This window comes from Asanoa ferruginea (assembly GCF_003387075.1).
GTDB classification, from domain to species: Bacteria; Actinomycetota; Actinomycetes; order Mycobacteriales; family Micromonosporaceae; genus Asanoa; species Asanoa ferruginea.
Genome location: NZ_QUMQ01000001.1, coordinates 5,394,627 through 5,420,278, shown reverse-complemented (window position 1 = coordinate 5,420,278; position 25,652 = coordinate 5,394,627). Strand labels below are relative to the sequence as shown.

The following is a 25,652-nucleotide window of genomic DNA, read 5'->3' as shown; positions in this document are numbered from 1 at the left end:
TTTCGTATGTCGTGTCATTAGATTACACGACATCCATCGCCGCTGGGAAGGGGGTCCGGGTGACCTTTTGACTAGCTCTGGCTCGGCTCTTTCGTGGGAACGCCGCGGCGGACCGCCGCGAACAGCGGCGGGGAGTACCAACCGGACCCGCCGCCGAACCAGCGCTCGAGCGACGGGGTCGGCGGGCGCACGCCGCCGAGCACGTAGAGCGAGACCGCGAGCAACGTGCCGCCACCGGACAGGCCGAGGGCGATCCACAGCGCGGTGCGGATGCCCGATGTCGGGCTCGACCCGACGTTCGTGGCGATGTAGACGAGGATCGGCGCAATCATGAACGCGGCCACCGCCCGCAGCAGCTCGATGATCGCGAACACCCGCTGGAGGGCGGCGTTGCGCAGCGAGAAGCCGGCGATGAACAGCGCCGGGGTGACGGAGGCGCCGACGCCGATGCCGACCAGGCCCGTCCCGATCAGCGTGACGATGGTGCTCGGTGGAATGGCGGCGGCGACGAGCGCGACTCCGGCGCAGAGGGCGAGCAGCCCGGCCAGCGCGAAGTAGTGCAGCGCCCGCGTGGTGAACAGCCAGGCGAACAGGATCGCGGTGATCACCGCTCCGCCGAACTCGGGCAGGTAGAGCAGTCCCAGCTTGAGGGCCGAGTAGCGGTCCGCGAGCAGGACGCTGGTCAGCGTGATCGCGGACACCGAGGCGGCGGCCGCGGACATGGCGACCACGATCCCGGCCACCGGCATGGTGGTCGTGAGCGGACGCAGGATCAGCAGCGGGCGCTTGGAGTTGTATTGCTGGACCAGGAGGAACACGATCAACAGGACGCCACCGATCAGCGGACCCAGGGTCCTGGCTTCGATGGTGCCGCGGGTGAGCAGCTCAGCGGCGCCGTAGAAGGCGGCCACACAGCCGGTCGCGGCCAGTCCCACCGCGACGGGCGAGCGGGTCGAGGTGAGGTCGGCCGGCGGCGAGTCCTCGAAGGTCAGCACCACCAGAATCAGCGCCAGGATCGAGATGCCCGCGATGATCCAGAACAACGGGCGCCAGGCGTTGGAGTCGGCCTGGACGCCGCCGATCAGCGGTCCCAACGCGACCGCTCCGAAGATCGACAGGTTCAGGATCACGGCCGTGATGCGCAGCTTCGACGGCGGGAACCCGGTGACCAACGGCGGCACGGCGGCGATCAGCAGAAGGCTGGTGCACAGGCCCTGCAGCACGTGCCCGACGATGAACATGACCGGCCCGGTCGCGGACGCGGCGAGGACGGACCCGGCCACGAGTACGACGGCGTAGATGGTCAGCATCCGGCGTTGCGGCAGGTGCTGCGCGAGCTGCACGGACAGCACCGTGCCCAGCGCGTACCCGGCGTTGGCCAGGCCCAGCGCGAGGTTGACCTCTTGGGTGCTCATGTGGAGCTGGTCCATGAGGATCGACTGGAGTGGACCCAGCGCGGCCGACAGCACCAGATAAGGGATCAGGGCAAGGACAACCATTGTCGCCACGGCGGGGTAATGGCTGGCCAGCGGACCGCGCGTCGACCTCAGTGGAGGCTCGACCACTCCGGGGGCTTCGGCGCTCAATTGGGAACCTCACTGCTGGTGCCGAATTTGCACCCGGCTCAGGCGTCCCAGCTAAATTACCGCGCATACATCCACGAGTGGGGCGAAATCGCTACTAAACGTCCGCCCGCCGACAGAACGATGCCCCGGCCGTTGGCCGGGGCATCGATAGAACCGATCAGCGGGTGACGCTGCGCCGACCGCGGCCGGCGAAGCCCACGACCAGCGCGACACCGACAGCCGCGAGCACGATCTGCAGAAGCAGCTCACGCCAGTCGATCCAGCCGTCCGTGTCGGCGAAGCCACCGGCCCGCGCGATCGCGGAACCGATCAGCGCCGCGACGACGCCGATAACCAGCGTCAGCCACAACGGGATGTTCTGGCGGCCGGGCACGACCAGACGCCCCAGCGCACCAATGATCAAACCGATAATCAGTGCGGTGATGATTCCACCTGCGGTCATGGCCGTTCCTCCTCGGGGGGTTCATTGTCACTGCGTGACGGCGGCTAATTTCCCGTCGCGCGGACAAGCCAAACCAGACGGATCACTTGGGAGTGTGTACGAGGAGATCGAAGTCCCTGACGGTCGCTGGTTCGGTGAGGTGGGCCTTGACGGTGTGGTCGGGAGCGAGCAGCGTGAGTCGGCCGTCGCGGGTCCGCACGAGCAGGTCCCCGTCGGGTTCGAACAGGATCGCGGTGATCTCACCGCTCACCGGCAGGCTGACGTTCCGGCCGGTGCGGGTGTCGATCAGCGCGTTGGCGAACAGGTCCCGCCCGATGTCACCGTCAGGCTGGTCACCGGTGCGCAGGTTGACCGCGACCAACCCGCCGTCCGGCGAGACGCTGTAAGGGTCACAGCTATGCCGCTGACCGCCGAACCCCGGCACCAGACGGGCATTCCCACCATCGGCGTCAGCCACCCCGATCCCACAGGAACCCGTCGCATAAGCGAGATGCTCACCATCGGCCGACCATAGAAAGTGGAACGCGTCCGGAGGCTGGTGCCGCAGCGGCGTGAACGTCGCCGACGCGACCGTCACGATCCCCATCGCCACCACGCCCTCGCCGCCCTTCCCGACCAGCAACTTCGTGGAATCCGGCGACCACGCCGGCTCATAGCCGGCAGTGATGGCGCCACGCGCCACCGTGCGAGGCTGACGGCCATTGCGATCGGTCACCACCACATTGCCGCGCTCGTCGACGAAAGCGATCCGGGCGCCGTCCGGCGACACGTTCGCGCTATAGGCACCCGCCGGCAGCACCACCTTCACGTCGGAGGAAGTCAACCGCACCAACCGATCGGAATCCGCGTAGTAGAACGGCCCGGTGATCGACTCGGCCACCGGCTCGGAGCTCGACGAGGACGGCGACGGAGGGGGCGACGTAGGCGGCAGGTCGGTGAAGGACGGTGCTATTGACGGGATGACGGCGGGCGTGGACTGGTTCGTCCCACGCGGGCCGAGTTGCCACGTGACGCCGCCGGCCAACGCCAGCACCGCGACCAGGGCGGCCCCGGAGATGAGCTTGCGGTTGCGGCCGATCCGTTTCGAGCGCGCCAGCGACCGGTCGACGAAGTCGATCGGCTCCGCCTGGTCGCCGATCTGCCGGAGGCGGTCGCGCAGGAGGTCGTCGTCGTTCATCTTCCGGTCCCTTCGGTGGTCCGGAAATCCGTGAGCTCCGGCACGAGCTTGCGCAGCCGTTCGAGGGCACGGGTGGTCTGGGTCTTGATGGTGCTCACCGATACGCCGAGCGTCTCGGCCGCCTCGACCTCGGTGTGGTCCTCGAAGTAACGCAACACCACGACGGCGCGTTGCCGTGCGCTGAGCGAACGCAGCGCCCGCTCGACGGTCATCCGCCGGGCGATCGACTCCGCGTCGTCGTGGCCGTGCCGGTCCAGTGGTTCGGGGAGGTCGCCGGGCAGCACCTCGGTCACCTTTCGCCGCCGCCACACGGAGACCTGCAGGTGATACATGGTCCGCCGGGCGTACGCCTCGGCATTGCCCGTCTCGCGGAGCCGCGACCAGGCCCGATGGGTACGCGCCAGGGCTTCCTGCACCAGGTCTTCCGCGAGGTGCTGGTCACCGGTGAGCAGGTAGGCCGACCGGAGCAGAGCAAGGCTCCTGGCTCGGACAAACTTGGCGTACTCATCGTCGCGGCCACGCATACCTGATCCGATCGACGTCGAGCCGTTAGCGGTTGGGGAGTCTAGCGGCACTGTCGTCGAAGACAGCAGGCTCACCTTGGGGTGTAGGCGAGGAGTTTGAAGTCCTTGACCGACGCCGGTTCGGTGAGGTGGCCCTTCACGGTGTGATCGGGGGCCAGCAGCGTGAGCCGGTGGTTGCTGGTCCGCACCAGGATGTCGCCGTCGGGTTCGAACAGGATCGCCGTGATCTCACCGGAGACAGGCAGGGTGACGTTGCGGCCGGTGCGGGTGTCGATCAGCGCGTTGGCGAACAGGTCCCGCCCGATGTCACCGTCAGGCTGGTCACCGGTGCGCAGGTTGACCGCGACCAACCTGCCGTCCGGCGAGACGCTGTAGGGGTCACAGCTATGCCGCTGATCGCCGAACCCCGGCACGAGACGGGCGTTCCCACCGTCGGCGTCAGCCACCCCGATCCCGCAGGTGCCCGTGGCATAGGCGAGATGGCGGCCGTCGGCGGACCACAGGTAGTGGAAGGCGTCCGGAGGCTGGTGCCGCAGCGGCGTGAACGTGGCCGACGCGACCGTCACGATCCCCATCGCCGCCACGCCCTCGCCGCCTTTCCCAACCAGCAGCTTCGTGGAATCCGGCGACCACGCCGGCTCATAGCCGGCAGTGATGGCGCCCCGCGCCACCGTGCGAGCCTCACGGCCATTGCGATCGGTCACCACCACATTGCCGCGCTCGTCGACGAAAGCGATCCGGGCGCCGTCCGGCGACACGTTCGCGCTGTAAGCGCCCGCCGGCAGCACCACCTTCACGCCGGACCCGTCAAACCGGACCAGGCGATCGGAATCGGCGTAATACAGCTGCCCGGTCATCGACTTCGGTGCGGGCGTTGGCGAGGTCTTCGCCGCGAGTCTGGGGGCGGCCGAAGCCGAGGGCAGCCCTGCGGCGACGGCGTGGCCGGTTTCGCAGGCGGCCGTCGTCAACAACAGTGCGATAGCGGAAGCGGTGAGGAGGATCCGGCGAGCGTTCATCCAAGGCCCCGTTCTGAGCAGAGGAGCGCATCTCCTGTGCGCTCTACAAGACGCGGCGCGATCGCCGGCCGGACGACAGTCCCTTCGGCTCTCTCCGCCCACCCGAACGGGGGATGGATGTCAGTTGATCCGGCGTCGCAACCCGCGAGGGCCGTCACCGGTCGCCGGGTCGAAGGTCGCGACGTGCCGGCCCGCGCTGGCGAACAACGTGTCGCCGGCGACCGTGAGGCCCGCGACCGATCCCATCGGCGTGTGCCGCCACCAGATCTCGTGCCCGTCGGTGCGGTGGGCCGCCAGGCCACCGTCGTGGGTGCCGACAAAGAGCACGCCGGCGTCGAGAGCCAGCGCGGTGGGCGGCAGCGGCAGTTGCCACGACGAGACCTGCTCGCCGGTGGCGCGGTCGAGGCCGTAGACGTGCCCGTTGCCGCAGCCGACCCAGACCCGGTCGCCGGTCAGCACCGGCACGCTCAGCTCCGCACCGGCCATGGTCGGGCCGGGCGGGAACCGGCGTTCCCAGCGCAGCGCTCCGGTGGCCGGGTCGTGCGCGGCCAGCCGGCCCTCGGTGGTGGCGACCAGCACCAGGTCGGCGTCGCCGGCCAACCGGGTGCCGTGCTCTTCGGTGCGGGACCGCCACAGCTCGCGGCCGTCGGCCCGGTCGAGCCCGACCACGAGGCTCGTGTGCCCGCCACCGACCCGGCCGCTGAGCCGGTAGGCGGCGCCCACCACCAGGTCGGGCAGGAGCAGCGGGCGGACCCACGCGGTGCCAGGAGCCTCGTCGTGGGCGAACCGCCACCGCGGCCAGCCGGTGCGGGTGTCGAAGCAGTGCAGCGCCGCCGCGGTGCCGGCGACCACGAGATCGTCGTCGGCCGCCACGTCGCGGCCGGGTCCATCGTCCAACGGCTGCTGCCACTGCGGCCGCCCGTCGGCGTCGAGTGCCTGGAGCCGGCCGCCCGGCTGCGGCTCGGTGAGCAGCAGCAGACCCTGGCGCCAGGCGACGGCGTGCGGCACGAAGCTCAGCAGCGGGTTGCCATCCGCGCGCTGGTATTTCCAGGCGACCTTTCCGGTGTCGGCCGCCCGCCGATCGCCACATGCGGGAACGGTATCGAAGATCACCGGTGTTGGCGGATGCGGTCCCAGGTGGACGGCGGCTCCATGGCCGTGCTGGTCCGCAGCGCGGTGGTAACCGGCTTGCCGCCGCCGAGGCGGACGGTGAGCTGACCGAAATCGGCGCCGCCGGCCACGCTCGCGGCCGGCGTGGGAAGTTTGGCGTCGAGCTTGACGGTCAGGCCGGGCCAGCCGATCACGTCGAGCTTGCCGGCGGTGTGCACGGTGGTGCCGGTGCCGAGCGGGCCGTGCACGGTGGCTACCTGCCGGCCGGCCTCGACCAGGGTGTGCACGCCGACCGCCGCCGCAGCGGAGCGCAGTGCCGTCTTGGTGGCGGCGAAGACCCGGTCCAGTTGTACGGGTGTGTTGGCGCCGGGCTGCCCCAGCAGGGCCCCGACGACGGTGACCTTGCGGCCGGCGACCGTGATGACGGCGGCGAAGACGAGACAGCCGCCGGCTTCGTCGGTCGAGCCCGTCTTGATGCCGACGACCCCGTTGTGCCCGACGAGTTCGTTGTAGTTCTTGACCTTGCCAGCCACCGGGATGGTGGCACTCTTCTGCTTGACGATCTCGGCGAAGGCCGGCAGGGCCATCGCCTTGCCGGCCAGGATGACCTGGTCGTGGGCCGTGCTGACGGTGTCGGGATCGAGGCCCGACGGGTCGGTGTAGTGGGTGTTCGTCATCCCGAGCCGGTCGGCGGTGGCGTTCATCTTGTCGACGAACGCGTCGACGCTGCCCGCGTCCCAGGCGGCGAGGATGCGGGCCATGTTGTTGGCCGACGGGAGCAGCACGGCCTGGAGCGCCTGACGCTCGGTGATCTTCTCGCCCGCGCGCACCTCGACGACCGACTCACCGCGCCCCCGCTCGCCCGGGTACGCAGCGGCCTGCGCGGCGGTGACGGTCAGCTCGGGCCCCTGTTCGCCGGCGTCGAGCGGGTGCTCGGTCAGGATGAGGTAGGCGGTCATCACCTTGGTGACGCTGGCGATCGGGAGCGGCTTGTCGCCGCCGTAGGCGCCGAGCGTGCCGATGCCGGGGACGCTGATCATGCCTTGGCCGGCGCGGGGCCAGGACAGCCGCGGCGCGCTGCCGGGAATCTTCATCGACGCCGGCAGGGCGAGGTCGATCGTCGCGGCCGGCAGCGCTGACCGCAACGGCGCCACGGCATAGCCGGCGACGCCGAGGAACAGCACGACCGCGACGAGCGCGGCCACCAGCCACGGTCGGCGGCGGCGACGCTTGACCGGTGGGGCGGGCGGGGTCGGTGGGATGCGGTTGAACACCACGGTTGGCATCTCCGTGTGGTCGTGCATCCGATCCGCCCTCCCGACTCAAGTCGCCGCACGGTAGCAGGCGGGCGAAAGGCTCTCATGTCCCACGACATGGCGGATCCCACCTCCTGGCCCTCGCGGCCTGGTTCGTCAAAGACGGGATCGAGCCGCCTTCCCGATGGCGCCGCAAGGCGATCGCGACCGTTGGCACGATCGCGGCCGATCCTGGGTCCCAGGGCGCCGCGGTTGATCGGTTGGTTGAACTGTCGGCGACAACGGCACGTCGGGTGCGTGGCAGCGGTTGCGGGTCCGTACACCGTGGTATATCGAGGTTTCGTGATGAACCGAATTCTCTTGGCCGCTGTGCTCAGCACAGCCCTGATCGGTGTCGGTGCCACCCCGGCGACCGCGCACGGCCGCGACGACGACGTCCGCTTCGCGACCTACAACCTGTCACTGAACCGGCCCGCGCAGGGCCTGCTCCGTGAGCACCTGGCCAACCCTGACGTCGACGACGTCTACCGGCGCCAGGCGCACAACGTCGCGGAGGTCATCCAGCGCGCCCATCCCGACGTCGTGCTGATCAACGAGTTCGACTACGACCCCGTGGCGGCGAAGCTGTTCGCCGACAACTACCTCGCGGTCTCGCAGAACGGCGCGCCGGCGCAGCGCTACCCCTACCGGTTCGTGGCGCCGTCGAACACCGGCATCTCCTCCGGGTTCGACCTCAACAACAACGGCGTCATCGACACCACGCCCGGCGACCAGGCCTACGGCGACGACTCCTACGGCTTCGGCGTGTTCCCGGGCCAATACGGCATGGTCGTCTACTCGAAGTATCCGATCGACGTGCACGCGGCCCGCACCTTCCAGCTCTTCAAGTGGAAGGACATGCCCGGCAACGCGATGCCGACCGACTACTACTCCCCCGAGGAGCAGGCGGTCCTGCGGCTGTCGTCGAAGAGCCACTGGGACGTGCCGGTCAAGGTGCGCGGCAGGACCGTGCACTTCCTGGTGTCGCACCCGACGCCGCCGACCTTCGACGGGCCCGAGGACCGCAACGGCCGGCGCAACCACGACGAGATCCGGTTCTGGGCCGACTACATCTCGCCGCAGAAGTCGCGTTACATCTACGACGACAAGGGCCGGCGCGGCGGTCTGAAGCCCGGCGCGACGTTCGTGATCGCCGGCGACCAGAACGCCGACCCCTTCGACGGTGACTCCTACCAGAACGCGGTGCGGCAGTTGACCGACAACCCGCTGATCAACGCCCACACCTTCCCGACCAGTGCCGGTGCGGTCGAGGCGAGCGCGCTTCAGGGCGGCGCCAACCTGACGCACCAGGGCGACCCGCGCTTCGACACCGCGGACTTCGCCGACGGCGCGCCGGGCAACCTGCACGCCGACTACGTGCTGCCGCGCGCGGGCACGAAGATCGTCGGCTCGGGCGTGTTCTGGCCCGTGCAGGCCGACCCGCTGTTCCGGCTGACCGGCGTCTTCGGCACGGAGTGGTCGGCCGTCAACGGCTTCCCGACCTCGGACCACCGGCTGGTCTGGGCCGACCTGGCCCTCCACCGCCACTAGCGGCTAACGCCGGGCCGGCTGGTTTCCAACCGGCCGGTCCGGCTAATCCGCCAGGTGGTCGCCCGGGATGAGGCCGAAACCGTCGGGGACGGCCGCCGGGTCGGTGCCGGTCGTGACGATCGCGTTGTGCTCGTCGACGAACACCACCCGCGGTTCGAGGGCGCGCGCCTCGGCGTCCGGCACCCACGCGTAGGCGACGATGATCACCAGATCGCCCGGGCTGACCAGCCGGGCGGCGGCGCCGTTGATCCCGATCACACCAGAACCACGAGGACCTTCGATGACGTACGTCGTCAGCCGCGCGCCGTTGTTGACGTCGAGCACGTCGACCCGCTCACCCGGCAGCAGATCGGCTGCTTCCATGAGGTCGGCGTCGATCGTGATCGAGCCCACATAGTGCAGGTCGGCCTGGGTCACCGTGGCCCGGTGGATCTTGGACTTCATCATCGACCTGAACACGTGCGAGGACCTCTCCGAGAGCGATGCCAGGGGTGGCTCCTTAGGCCAACGGCTAATCCTTCGGCAGCATTTCCCCGGCGTACGCGGGCCCCGGGCCAGCAGTGAGGTCAGCCACAAGAGCGCCGGGCGTCAGGCGGCGTTCTCGGTGAAGCGCCAGCGGCCCGCCGCGTCCGCCGGCATCGGCCTGGCGAACAGGTGGCCCTGCGCATACCGGCAGCCGACGTCGAGCAGCAGGTGCCGGCAGGCCGGGTCGTGGACGCCCTCGGCCACCAGGTCGAGCCCGAGCCGCCGGGCGACATCGGCGACCGCCTGGACGAGCACCCGGGTTCGCGCGGAGCCCGGGTCGGCCAGGAACGAACTATCGATCTTCAACAGGTCGATGGCGGTCTGCCGGAGGTAGGACAGGGACGCGTACCCCGTGCCGTAGTCGTCGATCGCCACGCGTACGCCCTCGGTGCGCAGGTTGTCGAGGTCTGCCCAGGCCCGCTCGTTCTCGCCGACCAACTCGCCTTCGGTGATCTCGAGGACCAGCCGGTCCGGCGGTACGCCGGCGTGCGCGAGTTGCCGGGTGACCCGCTCACCGAAGTCCGGCAGGCGTAGCTGCCGCGGCGCCACATTGACCGCGACGTACCGGTCCGGCGCCGAGCCGCGGTTGAGCCTGGGTACGTCCTGTAGCGCCCGGGCCAGCGCCCAGTCGCCGATCTCGGCGACGAGCCCGGTCGACTCGGCCACCTGGACGATCTCCGTGGCGGAGATCGGCGGCCCGCCGTCCCGCAGCCGCAGCAGTGCCTCGAACCCGGTCGGCTCGGCCGTGGCGGTGTCCACGATCGGCTGATAGTGCAGTGCGAGAGTGTTCGAGGCCAACGCTCGCGTGAGCCGGTCCCGCAGGCCCAGGTGTTGGCGCGTCGGCGCCGGCATACCCGGCCGGTATTGACGCCAGCGGCCCTTGCCCGCCGCCTTCGCGCTGTAGAGCGCGCTGTCGGCCTCGCGCAGCAGCACGTCGGGATCGCCGTGGTCGGCCACGTACGCGAGTCCGATGCTGGCCTGCGCGTCGACCCGGACACCACTCACCACGGCCGGTTCGGCGAGGGCGTCCGAGATGCGCTGGGTGATCGCCCGCGCCCGCCCGGCGTCCACGTCGCGCAGCAGCACACCGAACTCGTCGCCACCGAGCCGGGCGACCAGGTCGCCCGCGCCGACGCATGCCTCGATCCGGCGGGCGATGAGCACCAGCAGCCCGTCACCGATCTGGTGCCCGAACGTGTCGTTGACAATCTTGAAGTCGTCGAGGTCGACGAAGAGCGTGGCCCGGCCACCCGTGCCGCGGCGGCCGTCGCGCATGTCCTCCTGGAACCGCTTGGGGTTCGCGAGCCCGGTCAGCGCGTCCTGGTTGGCACGGCGCTCCAGGTCGCGGCGCAGCGCCCGCTCCTGGGTGACGTCGCGCAGCGTGGTCACCACTCCCCTGACGGTCGGGTCGGCGGTCAGGTCGCGTCGGTAGACCTGCACCACCGACGCGCTCATGCCTGGTCGGTCGACGACGCCCTCGGCGCCGTCTTCGACGCTGCCCCACCCCGCGCGGCCCGCCTCGGCCGGCGTGACCAGGCGCTCGAACCGCTTGCCGCGTACGTCGTGGCCGAACATCCGGGTGGCCGACGGGCTGACGTACTCGATGTGGTCGTTGTGGCTGATCAGGATCACGTCGGTGCTCGTGGTCACGATGCTGCGGAAGTAGCGCTCCCGCTCACGTTCCCGGAGCCGGCGGAGCAGGTCGATCCGGTCCAGCGCCAGCGCCGCCTGGTCGAGGATCGCCTGAAGCGCCTGGTAGTACTCGTCGAGCAGGGCGACCGGCGCGGTCACGACGGCGACTCCCCCGGCGGTCGTCACCCCGTCCTCGCCCGCCTCGGCTTCGACCGCCGCGCCGCTGTCGAGCGGGTAGATGAGTTCGCCGTGCGGGTCCTCCCGCACCTCAGGCGTGACGCCGCGCCGCCCGTCGCGGACGAGTCGCACGTCGCTGTCGGGCAGCATCTCGCGGACCGCGGTCCGGAGCGAGGCGCGTACCTGCCGTTCGTCGGTGGCGATCGCGAGCTTGCGCAACGTCCTGCGGACCACGGACGTCACGCCCGCGCGGCGCCGGCTGGCGTGGGCGTAGAGCACCACCCTGGCCAGGACCAGCACCGCGATGACGACCGCGACGATCCCGATCACAATTCCGGTCTGTACGTTTCCCCGGCTCGCCTCGACGAGCAGCGCGGTGGGCGCCGCCACCAGACCGATCGAGATCACGCACATGCCGGCCAGCCCGAGCCGGCGACCGGCCCGCCGCGCGTCGTGTCCGGTGTCCCGCATCGGCAGCAGCGCCGCGAGCCCACACGCGGCGACCGAGACCAACAACAGGAAGGCGGCGGGTGCCGACTCACCCCACGTCCCGATCACGCGGGCCCGGATGTAGAGCAGGTCGGCGAACAGGAACACCGCGGTGCCGACACCGATCAGCACGATCGCCGGGCTGCGTCCCACGGCGATCAGGGCACCGATGGCGGCGGCGAGCACGGCGACATATCCGACCACGGTGGTGACCGCGATGGTCAGGTCCAACGCGCCCGGGTTGGGCGTGTCGATCGCGGGCCGCAACACCAGGATCCAGGCGACGAGCGACCCGGCCAACGTGAACACGGCGACGTCGAGGATGAGCAAGGGGTTGCGGGACGCGGGGTTCGGCTGGGCCAGCCAGAGCACCCCGACCGTCAGCGGCAGATAGGCGCTCAGGAAGACGACGTCGGGGACGTTCGGGAACTCGGCCGAGCGGACGACGCCGGTGGTGGCGGCGGCGACGAACGCGTCGCCAACTGTCAGCAGGGTCGCGGCCAGGGCGATCAACAGCCAGGCGCCACCGCGGCGTACGGTCCGACGCCGCACCGCGACGACGATCGCGAGCACGCTGGCGCCGCCCGCGATCACCACCGCGGCGGTCCGGGTCGGGTCGAAGCCGTAGAGCACCGGGGCGACCACCACGATGATCGCCAGATAGACCGCGCGCCACCGGCCCAAGCGTGCGACGACCGAGCCCGTCCGGGACAGATAGCGCCCTGCCAGACGCTGCGCGGCGGTCACGGCCTGGGGTACCCACGGAGTTGGCCGCCAAACGGACAAGCATGGCTAATAGGTCATATCAACCGCTCAAGCTGAAGTAGGCCGGTCCGCAGGCGGAATTCCCGGGATGGTGTCGTATTAGGGCGCGGCCGTTCGTGGAACTGGTGTGCGGCGGCCGGCCGGGCCATGCCGAAGGGAGATGACCATGACGGAATACCTGATCACCTTCAACGATGAATGGGTGCCGGAACACACGGCGGAGCAGATCGGCGAGAAGAGCCGGGCCGCGCATGTGGTGCTCCGGGAGATGCTGGCGCAGGATGTCCTGATCTTCACCAACGGCGGGCTCGATCGGTCCACCGCGGTGTGCAGCGTCGAGTCGGTCGATGGCAGGCCCGTTTTCACCGACGGGCCGTTCGTGGAGACCAAGGAGCACCTCGGCGGCTTCTGCGTCGTCGACGTGGCCGACGACGAGGCGGCGCGCTATTGGGCCGGCCGGCTCGCGACGGCGCTCGACTGGCCGCAAGAGGTGCACCGGTTCCGCGGTCCTGGGCAGAGCCCGCGTCACGACGCCGGGGAGAAATGACCGGTTTCACCGTCGACCAGGCGATCACCCGTGCTCACCGGGATGAGTGGGCGCGGCTGGTCGCCGACCTCAGGCGCCGCTTCGGCGACCTCGACGTCGCCGAGGAAGCGACCGCCGAGGCGTTCGCGGCGGCCGCGGAGCGGTGGCCACGCCAGGGCGTACCCCCGAATCCTGGTGGTTGGCTCGCCACCACCGCGGCCCGCAAGGCCATCGATTGGCTCCGTCGCGAGTCGCAGCGCGACGCCAAGCACCAGGCGGCCCGGATCGTGTATGACGACGCCCCTCCCGAGCCGACCGGCCCGGTCGAGGACGACCGGCTCAGGCTGGTCTTCACCTGCTGCCACCCCGCGCTCGCGATGGACGCCCGGGTGGCGCTCACCCTGCGCCTGCTCGGCGGCCTCACCGTCGCGGAGATCGCGCGCGCCTTTCTGGTGCAGGAGACCGCGATGGCGCGGCGGCTCACCCGGGCCAAGGCGAAGATCAAGGCGGCGCGCATTCCCTACCGGGTGCCCTCGGCCGGCGACATCCGCGAGCGGCTCGCGGGCGTGCTCGCGGTCGTCTACCTCATCTTCAACGAGGGCTATCTGGCCGGCGAGGGCGACGACCCGGTGCGCGTCGATCTCACCGACCAGGCGATCCAGCTCGGCCGGCTGTTGCGAACCCTGCTGCCGGGCGACGGCGAGGTCGCCGGGCTGCTCGCCCTGATGCTCCTCACCGACGCCCGCCGGCCGGCGCGGGTGTCACCCACCGGCGAGCTGGTGACCCTCGACGAACAGGACCGCGGCGCGTGGGACCGCACCCTCATCGCCGAAGGCAACGCCCTGGTCCGGGAGCGGATCGCGGCGGTGGCGGCCGGCGGTGACCCCGCCGGGCATTACCAGTTGCTGGCCGCGATCAACGCGGTCCACGACGAGGCCGCGTCGGCCCGCGACACCAACTGGTCCGCGATCGTCGCCCTCTACGGCCGGATGGCGCTGATCGACCCCTCGCCGATCGTGCGGCTGAACCGCGCGGTCGCGGTCGCCGAGGTCGACGGCCCCGGGGCCGGGCTCGCCGAGATCGACCGGCTCGCCGAGGTCCTCGACGGATACCACGCCTTCCACGCCGCGCGCGCCGACCTGCTGCGGCGGCTCGGGCACGACAACGAGGCGCGGATGGCGTACGACCGGGCCATCGCGCTGGCCGGCAACCCCGCCGAACGGGCCTTCCTCTTCCGCCGCCGCGCCCAGCTCGCCGGCTGAGTTCCGGCTGCTCGGGCGGTTTCCCCCCGCGCGCACGGTGATCCATCATTGACGCCGGGACGGGTGACGAGGAGTAGGCATGGCTTCCGCCGGCGGCGATCTGCGATTGCAGATTCTCGGGCCGCTCAGGATCTGGCGGGATGGCGTCGAGCTCGACGCGGGTCCCCGGCAACAGGCCTATCTGCTCGCGGTGCTGCTCGCCAGCGGGGGGAAGCCCCTCACCATGAGCGAGTTGGTCGACCGGGTCTGGGCCGACGACGTTCCGGCCTCGGCCGCCAACATCGTGCAGAAATACGTCGGTGCGCTGCGGCGACTGCTGGAGCCCACGCTGCCGGCCCGGGAGAACGGCTCCTTTCTGCGGCGCCACGGCAACGGTTATCTCTTCGTCGCCGGCCCCGGCATCCTCGACGTCGCCTTGTTCCGGGAGCTTGTCGAGTCGGCCAAGGTCGCCGTCGCCGAGCAACGGTCCGAAGTGGGGCTCGACTCCTACGTGCGAGCGCTGGGGCTGTGGCACGGCTCAGCCGGTGACGGCCTGGCGCACGGCTCGGCCGGGATGTCCATCTTCGCGGCGCTCGACGCCGAGTTCTTCGACGCGTGCGTGGCCGCGGCCGGGCTCGCGGTGGCACGGGGGCAGCCCGGTCGCGTGCTCCAGTCGTTGCAGCTCGCCGCGCGGATGGCGCCACTGCACGAAGCCGTCCAGGCCAGTCTTGCCGTTGCCCTCGCCGCCGCCGGCCAGCAGGCGGAAGCACTGTCACTGTTGCGGGCGGTCCGCGCCCGGCTGGCCGACGACCTCGGCATCGACCCCGGCCCGGCGCTGGTGTCGGCACACCGGCGGGTGCTCGACTCGGCGCCGGTGGAAGAACCGCCGGCCACCACCCCGCCGTCTGGTCGCCTGGTCGGCCGGGCCGAGGATCTCGCGGTGCTGCGACGCACCGTGGAGTCGGCGCTCGCCGGCGGGATGGGGCTCGGCCTCGTCGAGGGTGAGCCAGGGGTGGGCAAGACGTGCCTGCTGGAAGAGCTCGCCGCCGAGGCCGAGCGGCGCGGCGCGCTGGTCGCCTGGGGGCGCTGCCTGGAGGGTGACGTCGCGCCGTCGATGTGGCCGTGGGTGCAGGCGGTCGGCACGGTCGTCGACGCCCTGCCGCCAGTCGCGCGGGAACAGTTTCGGGCCGGCGAGCTCGGCAGTCTGATGGGACCGGCCGCCGTCCCGGCGCTGCCCGACGGCGGCAGCCAGTTCCGCCTCTTCGAGCAGGCGGTCGCCGTCGTCGGCCAGGTGTCGGCGCACCGGCCGGTGGTGCTGTTCGTCGACGATCTCCAGTGGGCCGACGCCGCCTCGCTCGAACTGTTCGGCCACCTCGCGGCCCGGCTGCCGGGCGGCACCGCCGTGATCGGGGCGCTGCGCGTCCGGGCCCCCGCGCCCGGTCCGGAGCTGCGCCGGATGCTCGCCGCGGCCAGCCGGGTGCGGTTTCACCGGCGCGTCCGGCTCGGCCCGCTCGGCCCGGCCGAGGTCGCTGAGCTGGTGCGCCGGGAGTCCGGCCAACACCCGGAGCCGCGGGTCACCGATGAGATCCACGCTCGCACCGGCGGCAACCCCTTCTTCGTCAGGGAGCTGGCCCGGCTGCTCGCCGGCGACGAGGCGCGCACCGAGGGCGCGGCGGCGCGGACCATGGTTCCTGGCACCGTGCGGCACGTCGTTCTCGATCGGGTGGCCGGGCTGGGCGACGATGCCAAGGGCTTGCTGGAGATCGCGGCGCTGATCGGCCGGGAGTTCGAGCTGGCGTTGCTCGCGCGCACGGCCGGGCTCGACGTGGAGACGTGTCTCGACCGTCTCGAACCGTTGGAAGGGCTCGGGTTGATCGAGTCCGCACCGGAGAATCCCTACACGTCGCGCTTCGCCCATGACCTTGTTCGTGAGTCGATCGTCGGGGCCATCTCGCCACCCCACGCCGCCCGGCTGCACCTGCTGATCGCTGACGCTCTCGAGGCCGCGGCCGCCGAGGACGAGCCGATGGCCGAGCGCCTCGCCCACCATCTGTGGTCGGCCGGCCCGATCGCCGACCCGGCTCGCACCGCGGCCACCCTGGTCCGCGCGGGCCGCTGCGCGGCGGCCAAGTCGGCGTTCGATGCCGCGGTGCGGCACTTGCGGACGGGCGGGCGGGTGGCCCAAGCCGCGGGCCTGGCCGACCTCGAGCTGTCCGCCCTCTCGCTGTTGACGGCGGTCGACGGGATGCGCCAGGGCTACCACGGCGCGCCGTTCGAGCAGTTGGCACGGGCCGAACAGCTCGCGCGTGGCCTCGGTCGCGACCGCGACGCCGCCGAGCTGCTCTTCTCCCGCTGGGTGGCGCACGCCCAGGCCCTAGAACTGGACCGGGCCGGCAGGTTGGCCCGCCGGCTGCTCGACGAGGGCGAGGCGTCCTCCGACCCGATCGTGCGGGCCTACGGCCGGTATGCCTGGGGCATCCACCAGTGGGAAATCGGCAACATCGGCGAGGCGTTCCGGTATCTGAGCCGGACCAACTCGACCGTGCAGGACGCCGTCGCACATGGTCGCGACGACCAGCTCCGGCGTGACCTGCGGATGCTCGGGCCCGTCATGCTCGCGCTGATGACCGCGTTGCACGGTGACGTCGGCGCGGCGCGCACGCAACTCGACACGATCGAGGCGGCCATCGGCGACGACCCTTATGTGGTCACCGTCTGGGCCGCCTTCGCGGTCACCGCCGCGGCGCTCGCCGGCGACCCCGCGTTCGCGCTACGCGTGGCGCGAAAGGGTATCGCCGCCGACAGCGAGTTCTCGTTCGCCTACTTCGGTGGCTACCAGCGGCTGGCCCGGTGCTGGGCGCACGCCGTGACGGGCCAGGATCCGGCCGGCGCCGCGTTGGAGGCGGAAGGCCTCATCGCCGTGGCGCTCGACGAGCCGCCGCGCTCCGGCCTGTCCACCTGGTATGGGCTGCTCGGCGAGATGTGGCTGGCAGCCGAGAAACTCGACGAGGCGACCGCCGCCCTCGACCGGGCCGACGCACTCCTCGACTCGCACGGCGAGCGCTACGCCGAAGGCCTGCTGCTCCTGCTGCGCGCGCGGTTGATGCACGCCCGCGGCGAGCCGGTCGCCGATGTCCGGGCGACCGCCGAACGGGCGCGCGCGCTGTCAACCGAGCACGAGGCTCACCTGTTCGCCGCGCGCGCCGAGGAACTGCTGGCCACGCTGGTGTAGCCGAAGCGTGGACGCGCGACGGTGGTGACGTAGAGGGCCAGGCCGGCGGCGGTGAGAACGAAGCCGGCGTAGACGGTGGACAGTGGACCGCCGCCCGCGTCGAGGATGGCCGCGCCGCCGATCGCGCCCAGCGCGTTGGCCAGGTTGAGCGCGGCCAGGTTGAGCGCGCCCATCAGGGTCGGCGCGTCCGGTGCGAAGCTGGTCAACCGCACCTGGATGGCGGGGATGGCGAACATCATGGCCGCGCCGACGCCGAACAGGCAGGCCAGCAGAATCGCGAGGTTGGTGCCGGCGGCGCCGAGCACCAGGAGCAGGACCAACGTCGCGCCGTACCCCCAGATCAGGCCGCGGTTCACGGATCGGTCGGCGATCCGCCCGCCCAGGTAGTTGCCGACCGCCATGCCCACGCCGAAGACGGCGAGCGCGATCGGGATGAAGGACGCGTCCCGCAGCGCCGCGTCGGTGACGAACGGCCCGATGAAGGTGTAGACGGCGAAGATGCTGGAGATGCCGAGTGCGGCGACGACCACCATCAGCCAGACGTCGCGGCGGCGCAGGGCACCCAGCTCGGTCGCGACCGACGAGCCGTGCAGGTCACCGGTGCGCGGCAGCCAGGCCACCAGGGCGACACCGGCGACCAGGCCGAGCCCGACGACGGCCCAGTAGGTCACACGCCAACCGGCGTGCTGGCCGATGAAGGTGCTCAACGGTGACCCGACGACGGTGGCGACGGTCAGGCCACCCATGACCGTGGCGAACGCCTTGCCGCCGCGGCCGGGGCCATACACGTAGGCGGCGACGACGGCGCCGGCGCCGAAGAACGCGCCCTGGACGCTGCCGGCGATGAAGCGGAACACGACCAGCAGGCCGATGCCGGGGGCCAGCGCGGAGAGCACGTTGCCGACCAGGAACAACACGACCAGACCGAGCAGCAGGGTACGCCGGTTGATCCGCGCCGCGAGCACGGTGATGGCCGGCGAGCCGAGCACCACCCCGATCGCGTACGCCGTGATGGCGTGTGTCGCGACCGGGATCGACACGTCGAGGTCGGCGGCGAAGAGTTGCAGGATGCCGTTGCTGCCGAATTCGCCGGTGCCGATCGCGAACGTGCCCAGGGCCAACGCGAGGAGGGTCAGCCGTGGGTAGCGAGACGCCGTGGTGGCGGCGGAGTGGCGCCGTTCTTCGGCGGCGCATTGTGGCGCGTAGGCCTGTCGATGCATCACGAACCCACGCTAGGTCGGCGCACTTGACGACCCCTGAACGGCTCGTACAGTCCGAACCAATCATTAGGATCTTCCATCTCTCAATTTCTCTCCGTAGGGTGGCGATGCGTCTGCCCGTCAAAGGAGATGAGTCCGGATGGCCGTCACCCGCACTGTCCACAGTCCAGCTTCGGGCCACGGAGGGCGGCGGCGTAGACGTCTCGCCGCGGTCGTGGTCGCCGCACTCGCCGCGGCGTTACTGCCGATGGTGGCTCCGGCACCCGCCTCCGCCGCCCCGGCCCAGCCGAAAGGGCCCTGGACCAGGGTCGCCGGCAAGCCGGCGGCGAGCAAAGCCGGCCGCCCCGCCGACATCCGGGCCAAACGGGTTGCCGCCTACACCCTTGACCGGGCCTCGATGACGTCGACGTTGGGCTCGGCGCCGAAGCAGACCGCGCGCACCGCCGCGCCGCTGGTGGTCTCGCTTCCCACGCCCGCCGGCGACCTCCAGCGTTTCGAACTGGCCGACTCGCCGGTCATGGAGGCCGGGCTCGCCGCGAAACATCCCGAGATCAAGACCTACGCCGGCAAGGGCATCGACGACCCGCTGGCGACGGTCCGGGCCGACCTGACCCCGTTGGGCTTTCACGCGTCGGTCCGCTCGCCGCACGGCGCGTGGTACGTCGACCCCTACTACAACCGCGACCAGGCCCTCTACGTGAGCTACTACGGCCGCGACCTGACCGACAGCCACGGTGAGTTCGTCGAACGCGAAGACGTCACGTCGGCGGCGCAGGCCCTCCAGGAAGAGGTCGCGGCGGCCGGCGCGCCGGTTTCGCTGCGCACCTACCGGGTCGCGCTGGTCACCGACCCGTCCTACGCGACGTTCTTCGGCGCCGACAACGTGACCGCCGCGAAGGTCACGCTGATGAACCGGGTGACCCAGATCTACGAGGACGAGACGGCCATCCGCCTGGTCCTGATCAACGACACCGACAAGACCAACCTCAACAGCCCGGCGTTGGCGACCGAGCCCAACGGGCCCTGCGGCGCCGCCGCCTGCTTCACGCCCGCTCAGCTCGCCGGGTGCGCCGGCGGCACGCTCAACCGCAACCGGATCGTGCTCGGCCAACTCGTCGGCGCCAGCAACTACGACGTCGGTCACCTCGGCCTGGGCGTCAACGGCGGCGGCGTGGCGGGCCTCGGCGTCATCGGCGGCGACGGCAAGGCGCGCGGCTGCACGGGCCTGCCCACTCCGGTCGGCGACTTCTACGCCGTCGACTACGTCGCACACGAGATGGGCCACCAGTTCGGTGGCAACCACACCTTCAACGGCACCCAGCTCAACTGCTCGGGCGGCAACCGCAGCGCGGCCAACTCGGTCGAGCCGGGAAGTGGATCGTCCATCATGGCGTACGCCGGCATCTGCCGCCAGGACGACCTACAGCCGCACAGCGACCCCTACTGGTCGCAGCGCAGCTATACCGAGATCACGACGTATGTCACGTCGAGCCGGCCGGCGATCAACGAGGTGCAGACGGTCTCGCTGCGGGAGTTCGACACCGACGGCGACTCGTTCACCATCGGCTTCGGCGGCACCGACTCCGCGCCGATCGTGCGCGGCACCACCTACACGACGACCGACCTCAAGGCCGCGATCGAAGCGATCGCACCGGCCGGCACGACGGTCACCGTGGCGGCGTTCGGCGGCGGCGCGGGCGCGTTGACCGACGACGGGTTCCAGGTCGCCTTCAACGGCGGCCCGCTGGCGGCGACAAACGTCGACGCCCTTGCCCTCACCAACCTCACCGGTGCGTCCGGCTTCGTCGGCGAGACGGCCAAGGGCGGTGCGATCGACAACGGCGGCAACCTGGTCGAGGAGACCGGCAACCACACCCCGGTGGTCACCGTCCCCGACGCCGTGACCATCCCGGTCCGCACGCCGTTTTCGCTCACCGGCAGCGCCACCGACTCCGACGGCGACCCGGTGACCTACCTGTGGGAGCAGAACGACCGCGGCGGGATCTCCGGCGGCAGCACCGCCGGGACCGCGCTGGTCAGCAACGTGAAGACCAGCGGCCCGCTGTTCCGCCAGTTCGGCACCGCGGCCGTGGTCAGCCCGACCGACACGCTCGAGTACTACTCGCCCGGTGAGAACGCTGTGTCGACGAACCCGACGCGGGTGTTCCCCGACCTGGCCCAGATCGCGGCGGGCAACACCAACGCGGCCGACGGCACCTGTCCCCCGGCGCCTCCGCCGCCGACCAGCGGCGGCTCCAACGTGCCGCCCGAGATCCGCGACTGCCTCTCCGAGTTTCTCCCCACGGCCGACTGGGTCGGCTTCAACAATGACCGGACGATGCACTTCCGGCTCACCGCCCGCGACGCGCACCCGGGCGGCGGCGGGGTCGGCAACGCGGAGACCGCGATCACGCTCGCTCCCGAATCCGGGCCGTTCCTGGTCACCTCCCAGGCGACGACGTCCACCGTGGAGGGTGGCACCGCGCAGGAGGTCACCTGGGCTGTCGCGGGAACCGATGTGGCTCCCGTCAACGCGGCCGCCGTCCGCGTCTCGCTGTCGGTCGACGGCGGGGCCACCTTCCCTTACGTGCTGGCCGAGAGCACCCCCAACGACGGCGGCGAGTCCGTCACGCTGCCCAACGTCGGCACCGCGCACGGGCGGATCCGGATCGAGGCCGTCGGCAACATCTTCTTCGACCTCAACGACGCCGACATCGCGATCAACGCGGCGCCGGTGGTGTCGCACAACGCACCTTCGACCGTGCAATACAGCGACGCGCTCTCGCCGGCGGTGACGGTCAGCGCCAGCGACCCGGACACCTCCGGCGTCAACCTGTCGGCGACCGCCGCCGGCCTGCCATCGGGATTGTCGCTGGCGGTCGCCTCGACGTCGGGTGACGACAGCCGACCGGGCACCCGCACCTGGACCGTCGCCGGCACCACGACGGCGGCACCGGGCGCCTACCCGGTCACGGTCACGGTGACCGACGACACCGGCGTCGCCCGGACCACCTCCTTCACCATCACGGTGACGGCCGAGGACGCCGACGCGACCTACACCGGCGACCTGCTCGCGTTCGGCGCGAACGGCGCCACCGTGTTGCTGCGGGCGACCGTGCGGGACAGTTCGGCGTTCGTCGGCTCCAACGACCACGCTCCGGGCGACATCCGCAACGCCACGGTGACCTTCAAGGAAGGTGGCAAGACGCTGTGCACCGCGCCGGTCGGCCCGCTGGGCAGCGCGGCGACCGTCGGGTCCGCGTCGTGCGGCGCACCGCTGTCGCGGGGCTCGCACACGATCACGGCCGTGGTCGGCAACTACTACACGGGCGGGGGCTCCGCCCTGGTCAAGGTGGCCAAGCCGGATGGCGCTCGGCTCACCGGTGACGGCAACATCCGGTCGCTCCGGTCCGCCGGCAGCTATCCGGCTAGCCCGGGTTCACGCACCGATTTCGCGTTCGAGGTCAAATCCGGGAAGAGCCTCACGGGGTACGCGAACGTCGAGTTCCACAGCGGCGGACGCACCTACGAGCTCCGTGGCACGGCATTCGACTCGTTCGGTGCCGACGCCGCGGGTCACGTCGAGCAGGCTGACTTCAGGGCGCGGGCGACGCTGAAAGACGTCACCAACCCGCGCCACCCGACGACGGTGGCCAGCGGGCTGACCCTCCAGGTGACCGCGACCGACCGGGGCCACCCCGGTTCGGCCGACTCGGTGGCGATCACCGTCTGGAACGGAAGCACGCTCGTCTTCTCCTCGGAGTGGACCGGCGCCCGGACCCAGGAGATCAGGCTCGCGGGCGGCAATCTCGTCGTCCACTGAGCCGAACTCGCACGAGGGGTGCCCCGGCTTAGCCGGGGCACCCTCCCTTTTTGTCCGATATGATCCGTTCCAATGATCATCACGCTGGTCATCGACACGTTCAACGTCGGCAACAACGGCACCACCGTGTCGGCGACGCGGTTCGCGAGCACCCTCATCGCGCGGGGACACACGGTGCGGGTGGTCGCCTGCGGCGGGGGCGGCGACCAGGGGCCTGGCGGCCCGGAGATGTTCTGGGTTCCGGAGCTGACCGTTCCGGTCGCGAGCCGGTTCGCACGCCGGCAGGACACCGTCTTCGCCAAGCCCGTCCGGGACGTGCTCGTCGCGGCGATCGGGGGCGCCGATGTCGTGCACATCTACCAGCCCTGGCCGCTGGGCCGGGCGGCGGAGCGGATCGCGCGCGAACTGCGGGTGCCGGCCCTCGCCGCGTTCCACATCCAGCCGGAGAACATCACCTACAACATCGGCCTGGGCTGGTTCCCGCCGGCCGCGCGGGCCGTCTACGCCCTGCTCCGCCGGGCCTTCTACGGGCGCTTCGCCGACATCCACTGTCCGTCGGAGTTCATCGCCGACGAGCTACGGCGCCACGGGTACGCCGCCCGCCTGCACGTGATCCCCAACGGCGTCGCCGATGACTTCCGGCCCGGCCCCGCCCGGGTCCGGGGCGCCGCCTTCCGCATCCTCATGGTGGGCCGTTTCGCGCCCGAGAAGCGGCAGGACGTGCTGATCCGGGCCGCCCGGCGAGCGCGGCACGGCGCACGGATCCAGCTCTGCTTCGCGGGGCAGGGCCCGCTCGAGAACCGCCTGCGCCGGATGGCCTCGACCCTCCCCAACCCGGCCCAGTTCGGCTACTACGCGCAGGCCGGGCTGATCGAGCTCATCCACGGCTGCGACCTCTACGTGCAGGCCTCCGACGTCGAGACCGAGGGTCTGTCCTGTGTAGAAGCGTTCGCCTGTGGGCTCGTGCCGGTCATCTCCGACAGCCCGCTGAGCGCGACCGGCCAGTTCGCGCTCGCGCCCACGAACCTGTTCCGCTCCGGCGACCCGGCCTCGCTCGCCGAACGGATCGACGGTTGGATCGACGATCCGGCCGCGCTCGCTGCCGCGTCCGACGCCTACGCCCACTACGCGGAGCGCTTCCGGGTGGAGAGCAGCGTCCAGGCGATCGAGAAGGTCTATGCGGAGCTGCGCGGCTGATGCGGTTCGAGCGCCCCGGCGCCGAGCACCCACGAGCGGGTCTGTGCGATGAAGTCGGCCGGGAAGCCGAGGGTGAACCCGGTCGCCGTCTCCAGGCGGGTGACCGCTTCGGGCGCGAGCGTGACCGCGGTGCAGCCGAGATTGTCGCGCAGTTGCTCGACGGTCCGCGCGCCGAGGATCGGCAGCACGCCGGCGCGCTGACGCACCCACGCGAGCGCCACCTGCGCCGGGGTGACACCGAGCTCGGCGGCGACCTCCTCGACGACCCGAGCCACCCCGAGGTCGCGTTCGCTGATCGTGTCCCGGCTCAGCCGCGTCCGCTCGTCGCTCGGGCCGGCGTGGTATTTGCCCGACAGCACGCCGCCGCCGAGCGGGCTCCAGGCCGTCACGGACAGCCCGAGCGCATCGGCCATCGGCAGCAGCTCCCGCTCGGCATCGCGGTTGACCAGGCTGAAGGGCACCTGGAGGCCGGCGAACGGGCTCCAGCCACGCCACTCGGCGAGGGTGTTCGCGCGGGCGACCACCCACGCCGGTGTGTCGGAGACGCCGACGTAGAGCACCTTGCCGGCGGTCACCGCGTCGTCGAGCGCCCGCATGGTCTCCTCGATCGGCGTGTGCCGGTCCCAGATGTGCACCCAGTAGACGTCGACGTGGTCGGTGCGCAGCCGGCGCAGGCTGGTCTCGAGTGAGAGCCGGAGATTCTTGCGGTGGTTGCCACCTCCGTTGGGGTCGGCGGAGTCGCGGGTCACCGTGTATTTCGTGGCCACCACGAAGCGGTCGCGCCGCCCGGCCAGCAGCTCGCCCAGGATCTCCTCGCTGGCGCCGCCGCGATAGTTGATGGCCGTGTCGACCATGTTGCCGCCGGCCTCGGCGTAGGCGTCGAGGATCCGCCGGCACTCCTGCATCGGTGCGCCGACCCCGCCCTGCTCCCCGAACGTCATGGCGCCGAGCACCAGTTCGGACACCCGCAGGCCGGTCCGGCCTAAGGTCGTGTATCTCATCCGAACATCGCCGCGACGTGTGCGGCCACCTCGTCGGCCGGAACGTCGCGCAGGTGCCGGTCGACCGCCCAGCGGTGCCCGGACGGGTCGAGGAACTGGGCGGTGCGGTCGCCCCAGAACGCGTCCTGCGGCGCCTCGAAGTCGGTGGCGCCGGCGGCGATCGCGCGGGCATAGGTGGCGTCGACATCGGGCACCGCGAGGTGGAACGCGGCCGGGGTGCCGCCCATCGCCGCCGGGGTGCGCAGGCCGCGGTCGGGCCACTGCCCCGCGACGGCCACGACGGTGGCACCGATCCGCAGCTCGACCGTGAGCGGACGGCCGTCGGGCAGCGGCACGCGGCCGGTCTGCTCGGCGCCGAGCACCTCGGCGTACCAGGCGGCCGCGGTGTCGGGGTCGTCGACCACAAGATGAATCGCGATCTGGTTCATGAGGCGACCATACAGCCTGTCTGGTCAGGGTGTCCAGACGACCGATACGGTACGCTGTCACCCGTGCGGGCCCGACGTGACGAATCCCAGGAAAGCGGCACTGAGCTGCGCGAACGCATCCTCGACGCGCTGCACGAGCTGCTCCGCGAGCGCACCTTCGACACGCTCAGCGTGGCCGAGATCATCAGCGCTGCGGGGATCTCCCGGGCCAGCTTCTACTTCTACTTCGCCGGCAAGCAGGCCGCGCTGGCCGAGTTGGTGCGTCGCGCGGTCGGCGCCGGGCACGAGGCCGCGCAGCCCTGGGTGCAGGCGACGGCAGGCCCGCGCGAGACGCTGCGCGCGGGCGTCGACGCCGGAGCGGGGCTGTGGCTCGCCAACGCCGCGGTGCTGCGGGCGATCGTGGAGAGCTGGGCGTCCGACCCGCAGCTGCGCGAGCTGTGGCTGGCCCAGATGGCGACGTTCACCGAGGCCGCGATCACCCGGATCGAGGCCGACCGCCAGGCCGATCCCGCCGTCGCGGCCCGCCTGGCCGGCGTCGATGTGCCCGCGCTGGCCGCGTCGCTCACCTGGACCGGGGAGCGGCTCTACTACCTGGCCGCGTGCGGTGTGCCGCCCTTCGACGACCGGGCCGTGCTGGTCGACACGCTCACCCACCTGTGGGTTTCCGCGCTCTACGACTAGCCGGGGGTGGAAAA

The 25,652-nt window shown here is 71.2% G+C and carries 19 protein-coding genes; 7 read left to right on the top strand and 12 right to left on the bottom strand.

All coding sequences use genetic code 11. The annotated features are described in order from the left end of the window. Positions 1-71 precede the first annotated feature (71 nt). From DFJ67_RS25450 to DFJ67_RS25420, 7 genes are all read right to left on the bottom strand, one after another. Entirely contained in the window at positions 72-1,499 is a 1,428-nt protein-coding gene (locus DFJ67_RS25450) for an MFS transporter (RefSeq protein ID WP_116076642.1), read from the bottom strand. Between the two features lie 244 nt (positions 1,500-1,743). Next, positions 1,744-2,028 (bottom strand): GlsB/YeaQ/YmgE family stress response membrane protein, encoded by a 285-nt coding sequence (locus DFJ67_RS25445; protein WP_116070320.1) that lies wholly within the window; start codon positions 2,026-2,028, stop codon positions 1,744-1,746. A gap of 82 nt (positions 2,029-2,110) precedes the next feature. Beyond that, positions 2,111-3,205: a hypothetical protein gene (locus DFJ67_RS25440; RefSeq protein ID WP_116070319.1), complete on the bottom strand. Its 1,095-nt coding sequence runs from the start codon at positions 3,203-3,205 to the stop codon at positions 2,111-2,113. Continuing rightward, positions 3,202-3,729 carry a SigE family RNA polymerase sigma factor gene (locus tag DFJ67_RS25435; RefSeq protein ID WP_116070318.1) on the bottom strand — a complete coding sequence of 176 codons (528 nt, stop codon included), beginning with the start codon at positions 3,727-3,729 and terminating at the stop codon, positions 3,202-3,204. The genes DFJ67_RS25440 and DFJ67_RS25435 overlap by 4 nt, the downstream gene beginning before the upstream one ends. A gap of 71 nt (positions 3,730-3,800) precedes the next feature. Continuing rightward, positions 3,801-4,745 carry a TolB-like translocation protein gene (locus DFJ67_RS25430; protein WP_147315597.1) on the bottom strand — a complete coding sequence of 315 codons (945 nt, stop codon included), beginning with the start codon at positions 4,743-4,745 and terminating at the stop codon, positions 3,801-3,803. Between the two features lie 120 nt (positions 4,746-4,865). Continuing rightward, on the bottom strand, positions 4,866-5,858 hold the full coding sequence (locus tag DFJ67_RS25425; protein ID WP_116070316.1) for an outer membrane protein assembly factor BamB family protein: 993 nt from the start codon (positions 5,856-5,858) through the stop codon (positions 4,866-4,868). Continuing rightward, on the bottom strand, positions 5,855-7,159 hold the full coding sequence (locus DFJ67_RS25420; RefSeq protein ID WP_116070315.1) for a D-alanyl-D-alanine carboxypeptidase family protein: 1,305 nt from the start codon (positions 7,157-7,159) through the stop codon (positions 5,855-5,857). The genes DFJ67_RS25425 and DFJ67_RS25420 overlap by 4 nt, the downstream gene beginning before the upstream one ends. 297 nt (positions 7,160-7,456) lie before the next feature. On the opposite strand from DFJ67_RS25420, the gene DFJ67_RS25415 reads away from it, so the two are divergent. After that, complete coding sequence (locus tag DFJ67_RS25415) at positions 7,457-8,701, top strand: endonuclease/exonuclease/phosphatase family protein (protein ID WP_116070314.1); 1,245 nt, start codon at positions 7,457-7,459, stop codon at positions 8,699-8,701. 42 nt (positions 8,702-8,743) lie between these two features. Here DFJ67_RS25415 and panD read toward each other — a convergent pair whose 3' ends face one another. Continuing rightward, the gene (gene panD / locus DFJ67_RS25410) at positions 8,744-9,160 is read right to left on the bottom strand and encodes an aspartate 1-decarboxylase (protein WP_116070313.1); all 417 of its coding nucleotides are present in this window, start codon (positions 9,158-9,160) and stop codon (positions 8,744-8,746) included. Positions 9,161-9,289: 129 nt separating this feature from the next. Continuing rightward, the gene (locus DFJ67_RS25405; RefSeq protein WP_116070312.1) at positions 9,290-12,208 is read right to left on the bottom strand and encodes a putative bifunctional diguanylate cyclase/phosphodiesterase; all 2,919 of its coding nucleotides are present in this window, start codon (positions 12,206-12,208) and stop codon (positions 9,290-9,292) included. A 247-nt stretch (positions 12,209-12,455) separates the two neighbouring features. On the opposite strand from DFJ67_RS25405, the gene DFJ67_RS25400 reads away from it, so the two are divergent. The 3 genes from DFJ67_RS25400 to DFJ67_RS25390 all read left to right on the top strand — a co-directional run bounded on the left by DFJ67_RS25400 (position 12,456) and on the right by DFJ67_RS25390 (position 17,288). Then, positions 12,456-12,836, top strand: a complete 381-nt coding sequence (locus DFJ67_RS25400) for a YciI family protein (RefSeq protein WP_116070311.1) — start codon at positions 12,456-12,458, stop codon at positions 12,834-12,836. Further along, positions 12,833-14,077 (top strand): RNA polymerase sigma factor, encoded by a 1,245-nt coding sequence (locus DFJ67_RS25395; RefSeq protein WP_116070310.1) that lies wholly within the window; start codon positions 12,833-12,835, stop codon positions 14,075-14,077. Before DFJ67_RS25400 ends, DFJ67_RS25395 begins: the two co-directional genes overlap by 4 nt. Positions 14,078-14,156: 79 nt before the next feature. Beyond that, positions 14,157-17,288 carry an ATP-binding protein gene (locus DFJ67_RS25390; RefSeq protein WP_116070309.1) on the top strand — a complete coding sequence of 1,044 codons (3,132 nt, stop codon included), beginning with the start codon at positions 14,157-14,159 and terminating at the stop codon, positions 17,286-17,288. Here the strand turns inward: DFJ67_RS25390 and DFJ67_RS25385 are convergent. Further along, the gene (locus DFJ67_RS25385) at positions 17,240-18,508 is read right to left on the bottom strand and encodes an MFS transporter (protein ID WP_116070308.1); all 1,269 of its coding nucleotides are present in this window, start codon (positions 18,506-18,508) and stop codon (positions 17,240-17,242) included. The two genes, DFJ67_RS25390 and DFJ67_RS25385, sit on opposite strands and share 49 nt — an antisense overlap. Positions 18,509-18,722: 214 nt before the next feature. Between DFJ67_RS25385 and DFJ67_RS25380 the strand changes: the two genes are divergently transcribed. Then, positions 18,723-22,331, top strand: coding sequence for a M12 family metallo-peptidase (locus DFJ67_RS25380; protein WP_239097446.1), 3,609 nt, complete (start codon positions 18,723-18,725; stop codon positions 22,329-22,331). A gap of 72 nt (positions 22,332-22,403) precedes the next feature. Continuing rightward, a complete protein-coding gene (locus DFJ67_RS25375) occupies positions 22,404-23,528 on the top strand; it encodes a glycosyltransferase (RefSeq protein WP_116070307.1) in 1,125 nt (374 codons plus the stop codon). Here DFJ67_RS25375 and DFJ67_RS25370 read toward each other — a convergent pair. Then, complete coding sequence (locus DFJ67_RS25370) at positions 23,507-24,529, bottom strand: aldo/keto reductase (protein WP_116070306.1); 1,023 nt, start codon at positions 24,527-24,529, stop codon at positions 23,507-23,509. The genes DFJ67_RS25375 and DFJ67_RS25370 overlap by 22 nt on opposite strands. After that, positions 24,526-24,957 carry a VOC family protein gene (locus tag DFJ67_RS25365; protein ID WP_116070305.1) on the bottom strand — a complete coding sequence of 144 codons (432 nt, stop codon included), beginning with the start codon at positions 24,955-24,957 and terminating at the stop codon, positions 24,526-24,528. Before DFJ67_RS25365 ends, DFJ67_RS25370 begins: the two co-directional genes overlap by 4 nt. 63 nt (positions 24,958-25,020) lie before the next feature. On the opposite strand from DFJ67_RS25365, the gene DFJ67_RS25360 reads away from it, so the two are divergent. Then, the gene (locus tag DFJ67_RS25360) at positions 25,021-25,638 is read left to right on the top strand and encodes a TetR/AcrR family transcriptional regulator (protein WP_239097447.1); all 618 of its coding nucleotides are present in this window, start codon (positions 25,021-25,023) and stop codon (positions 25,636-25,638) included. Positions 25,639-25,652: the final 14 nt, after the last annotated feature.